Below are 5,005 nucleotides of genomic sequence, written 5' to 3'. Positions count from 1 at the left end.
CGACGGGTGGTTCTTCGACGACGGGTGGTTCTTCGACGACGGGTGGTTCTTCGACGACGGGTGGCTCTTCGACAACGGGCGGTTCTTCAACGACGGGCGGTTCTTCAACCACTGGCGGCTCTTCGACGACTGGCGGTTCTTCAACCACTGGCGGCTCTTCGACGACTGGCGGTTCTTCGACCACGGGTGGCTCTTCGATGACTGGCGGTTCTTCGACGACGGGCGGCTCTTCAACCACGGGTGATGGGCCACTCACAAACAAATCACTGCCATCAGGAAATCCTTGCACATCCAAACCAATTCTCAGAGTATTGGACTCAAGAGCAGCCAAGACTGCTGCCAAATCTCCTGTAAAGCGAATGCCTAGGGTCTCTCCACCGCTTAAGCGGTTACCTATATTGCTGGAGTTGACCCCTGCGCTGAAGAAGGTGTTTTCAGCTAGGAAGCCAACGCCTGGATCATCACCCTGAGACAAGTTACCGGAGGTTTCCTGGAAGTTGACAATCCCAACATTATTGACGCCAATCACAGGATTAGAAAGGAGGGGCGATGTGGCGTCTGGGTTGAAGTAGTTGAAGTAAATCTGGCTGACAAAGTAGTTTACGCCGGCGGTCGGAGCGACTAAGAACCGGAAAAGAACAGTACCTTCCGAGGATGATGTGACTCGAAAGCGAAACGCATTTGCGAAGGAATCACCGGAGAGATTGGTATCGGTTGTTGGAAAGGTGTTTTCAAACTGATAGGTATCGGTTGACCCGGGCACTAGGGTGGCAGCCGTAGCGGGTAACGCGGTGGCGATCGCTACACTACTAGCAGCCAACAAAGATGGTAGAAATGCTATGAACTTCATGGTGTCTCCTGAATGCAGTCTGTATCTCAGTATTTTTTCGCTTAGAGCGCAACGCTTAGCTTGAATATATAAAAGCTTTTCTTGACCGGGTTGCTTGGCTTCCTATCATGCCTTCGGCAGCATAGCTCGGGATATGAGCGTATGACCTCATGGCAACCATCCCTGGCTCGTTATATGTGTATATTCAGCTCGTTAATGAAGATGGATGGTAAGTTCAGAGCGTCTTCTGCACGACATCTTAGTTGAGTTGTTCAACCTATCATTCTGCGCGAGGATGGGGGCAACGCAGAAATCGTGCCTGACTTCTTCACCATATCAACTTCAATTCTCTGGGTTAAGTCTTTTTTTTAACCTTTAGTGAATTTGGGTGAGAACTTCACTTGCGCTTCACAAAACTGAGCATGTCAGCGGCGAATGGAAGCACTACGTAAAACATCTGGAATGTCAACCTCGTCATCAAATTCCAGCATGGTTTCCGACAGCGGTAAATACCCAGACTCGCTAAAGCTGATGAGCAGACGACCTAGGGCAATCCAGACCTCTGCCTCAAACTCCCAATCGCGATCGCGGGGCGCAGCACCGGCAATGGAACGCAGCGCCCAAAAAAACGTATTGCGAACGGTTGATCCCCCTTTTTTGAACTGTGGGACATCATCTTTGTGTATCAACAGGAGGCGATCGCTCAGTATTACCCGCATGAATTTAAGTGCTGAATACTACGTGCTCTCAAAAGCTTCAGTATTATTTCTGATCAAGAAATAAACACGAAGCACAACTGGAAACGGAACTGTTTTCTGCCGTGATCAAGCTATCCTCATCAGGATAGAAAACAGCGCAAGCAGACCTTGACCCCGTTCTAGGTCTGCTTGCGTATTTAGCCTAGAGCAATCCTTAGGCTTGTTGAGCAACGGCTTCGGTCACGGGATGCTGGGGATGGAGCGATCGCCCCTGTTCCAGCACAAAGGACAAGCGGTTCAGGGCATTGACGTAGGCATGGGCGGAGGCCACTACAATATCGGTGTTGGCGGAGTGCCCGGAGAAAATTCGATCCTCATGGCGCACCCGCACCGTCACTTCCCCAATGGCATCAATGCCTGCGGTTACCGACTGCACGGAGAACTCAATCAGCTCATTGGGCAGGTCGATGACTCGGTTGATGGCGCGATAGACCGCATCCACAGGCCCCGTGCCAATCGCCGCATCGGTGAGTTCTTGACCATCGGGGGTCAACAGGGTGACCGTTGCCGTGGGCTTAGAATGATCGCCGCAGGACACCTGCAGGTGCTCAAGCTGGTAGCGAGCCGGGGTATGTTGAATTTCATCGTTGACGATCGCTTCCAGATCCCAATCGGTGATCTCCTTCTTCTTGTCCGCCAACTCTTTAAAGCGGAGGAAGGCGCGATTGAGTTCCTGATCGCCCAACTCAAAGCCCAGCTCCTTGAGACGGGTGCGGAAGGCATTGCGCCCGGAATGCTTGCCCAAGACGATTTGATTATCAGTGAGCCCAATGGACTGGGCATCCATGATTTCGTAGGTGAGCTTATGCTTCAGGACGCCATCTTGGTGGATACCAGACTCATGGGCAAAGGCATTGGCACCCACGATCGCTTTGTTGGGCTGCACAAACATGCCCGTCAAGTTGGAGACCATGCGGGAGGTCTTATAGATCTGCCGGGTGTCGATGTTGGTGAGGGGCGCTTCCGATTCGGCAGGACGACCCAAGAAAGGATTGAAATACTGACGACGCACATGTAGCGCCATCACCAATTCTTCCAGCGCCGCATTGCCGGCCCGTTCGCCAATGCCGTTGATGGTGCATTCAAGCTGGCGAGCGCCATTTTTCACGGCTTCTAGGAAGTTAGCCACGGCCAAGCCCAAGTCATTGTGACCATGGACAGAAATAATCGCTTGGTCAATGTTGGGCACATGTTCAGTGATGCCGCGAATGATCGCCCCAAATTCGCTAGGCGTTGTATAGCCGACGGTGTCGGGGATATTGATGGTGGTGGCTCCAGCAGCGATCGCTCGTTCCAACACTTGATACAAAAACTCGGGATCGGAGCGACCGGCATCTTCCGGCGAAAATTCCACATCGTCTACAAAGGACTTGGCAAAGCCTACCATCTCTTCAGCGATCGCTAACACCTCGGCGCGGGTCTTGCGTAGCTTATATTCCAAGTGAATATCCGACGTGGCGATGAAGGTGTGGATCCGGGGCTTGGCTGCTGGACTGACAGCATCGGCCGCTGCCTGGATATCTTGTCGGGTGGCGCGGGCTAAGCCGCAGATGGTAGGGCCGTCCTCCGTGCCCACCTGCTGGGCAATTTTCTGCACCGCTTCAAAGTCGCCAGGGCTGGCAAAGGGGAATCCGGCTTCAATCACGTCTACACCCAGTCGTGCCAGTTGCCGAGCGATCGCTAGCTTTTCTTCGACGTTTAGCGTTGCACCGGGCGATTGTTCACCATCGCGAAGCGTCGTATCGAAAATGATAATGCGGTCGGGCTGAGACTGGGTGTTCATGGGTGATTCACTAAGTATTCAAAACTTGGACAATAACAGTCATGGACATAACGTTGCGAACGATCAAGGCTCTTCTCCGCTGGTCATGGGTGGTTGTTAGCCCCTTCACTGCAGATGGACATGCCTTGATTAAACATGGTCTACCGCGATGTGATAGACCGATTACAACCTATTCTAAGCCTTCAGTTTCCGATCGAGGCATTCCAACATCGGGAGCCCAAGATGCCAGGCCCCTCGCCTTCCATGTCTCACCTCCATTCTTCTGCCCACAAGGTAGAGGAATGGAGATATGGCTCCCTTTCTCCCATGCTGGGCGTCAGGGGTTGGAGATGAGGGGCTGGTAGGATGCCAGCGATCGCTTAACCGTCTACTTTCTCAATTTGGGAGCGAATGTCATTGAGGTCAATATAGCGATCGGTGGCGTTGCGTAGTTCCCGCGCAATCATGCCTTCTGTAGACACCACTGTGATATGGGTATTCTTGGAGCGCAGCAGTTCAATGGCTCGCTCAAAATCTCCATCACCGCTAAACAAAATGACGCAATCATACTGATCGACCGTGTTGAACATATCCACGACGATTTCAATATCAAGATTGGCCTTTTGGGAATAGCGCCCAGAGGTATCGTCATAATATTCCTTCAGGATCTTGGTGCGCACGGTATAGCCTAGGCTAATCAACGCATCCCGAAAACCCCGTTGGTCTTGGGCATCCTTGAGCCCGGTATACCAAAAAGCATTAATCAGGCGCACATCGGAAGGATTAGTAAAATACTCTAAAACCCTTTTGGGGTCAAAGAACCAGCCATTTTTTTGCTGAGCATAGAACATATTGTTCCCGTCTACAAAGATAGAGAGACGGTTTGTAAGACTAGACATAAAGGTCAAACGTAATAAGTGGACTTAAGCTGATGTCATGGACTCAGGTGTTGAACAGGGGACAGCCAACGGGGCAGATCCGTGAGCAAGCATGGCCTTTGGGCGATCGCGCCCGTTGATCATCACGGATGTGCCCATGCCCCATGGACTAGTTCTATGGGTAGGCCCGAGTCAGACCCTAATGTGGCTTGATCGTGAGATGGGTTTTCACCAATCACAAGCGATCGCCGCCCGCTTCCTAGACAAAGGTTGTCCATGGAACCTAAGCGCGCCGTGGGGGCAAACAACCACCGTAGGATGCTTGGAATAAACGCTAGAGCTAAGTCAATCTCAATAGAATGGCTTTAGATGGGGTTTATGTTCAACAGGTGACGTTGATAGAGCTAAGCTGACTCAGGATATGAAGCAGCTTAGGAGCACCCATGGTTTAGTCGATGATCCCAACCGAGCTACCATAACAGCATTTGCATAACGATTTGATTGACAGTGTGCCTCTCCATGAACCTAATCATGTTGGAGACACGACACTAGTTTAATTATAGGAAATCCATCTTCAGGTCAGATCCTAGACTTGCAGGTTTTTGACCCAGTCCACGGCGATCGCTGACAATTGCCGTCGCCCCAAGACCTTCCTGGGTTACCTACAGGGGTTCGTCCGTTGTACTGGTTGTGGTCAGCAGGGTGATGACCGCGCCCCACACTCGCTGGGCCGATGCGGTAAGAAAGTCGCGATCTAGGGTTTCGGGGCGATCGCTGG

The 5,005-nt window shown here is 51.9% G+C and carries 4 protein-coding genes; all 4 read right to left on the bottom strand.

Features of this window, described 5'->3' with window-relative positions; genetic code table 11:
* On the bottom strand, positions 1-850 hold an 850-nt coding region (locus V6D20_13690), incomplete at its 3' end, for a hypothetical protein (protein HEY9816832.1).
* Positions 851-1,254: 404 nt separating this feature from the next.
* Positions 1,255-1,548: a hypothetical protein gene (locus V6D20_13685; protein ID HEY9816831.1), complete on the bottom strand. Its 294-nt coding sequence runs from the start codon at positions 1,546-1,548 to the stop codon at positions 1,255-1,257.
* 193 nt (positions 1,549-1,741) lie between these two features.
* Positions 1,742-3,370 carry a 2-isopropylmalate synthase gene (locus V6D20_13680; protein HEY9816830.1) on the bottom strand — a complete coding sequence of 543 codons (1,629 nt, stop codon included), beginning with the start codon at positions 3,368-3,370 and terminating at the stop codon, positions 1,742-1,744.
* A gap of 359 nt (positions 3,371-3,729) precedes the next feature.
* The gene (locus V6D20_13675) at positions 3,730-4,248 is read right to left on the bottom strand and encodes an NYN domain-containing protein (protein HEY9816829.1); all 519 of its coding nucleotides are present in this window, start codon (positions 4,246-4,248) and stop codon (positions 3,730-3,732) included.
* Positions 4,249-5,005: the final 757 nt, after the last annotated feature.

Source organism: Candidatus Obscuribacterales bacterium (genome assembly GCA_036703605.1).
In the GTDB taxonomy this organism is placed as follows: domain Bacteria; phylum Cyanobacteriota; class Cyanobacteriia; order RECH01; family RECH01; genus RECH01.
This window is presented reverse-complemented; position numbering and strand designations above follow the sequence as displayed.

Bases quoted from the DNA above. Each gene is read 5' to 3' on its own strand.
- V6D20_13685 (HEY9816831.1), bottom strand. From the start codon at position 1,548: ATGCGGGTAATACTGAGCGATCGCCTCCTGTTGATACACAAAGATGAT.
- V6D20_13680 (HEY9816830.1), bottom strand. From the start codon at position 3,370: ATGAACACCCAGTCTCAGCCCGACCGCATTATCATTTTCGATACGACG.
- V6D20_13675 (HEY9816829.1), bottom strand. From the start codon at position 4,248: ATGTCTAGTCTTACAAACCGTCTCTCTATCTTTGTAGACGGGAACAAT.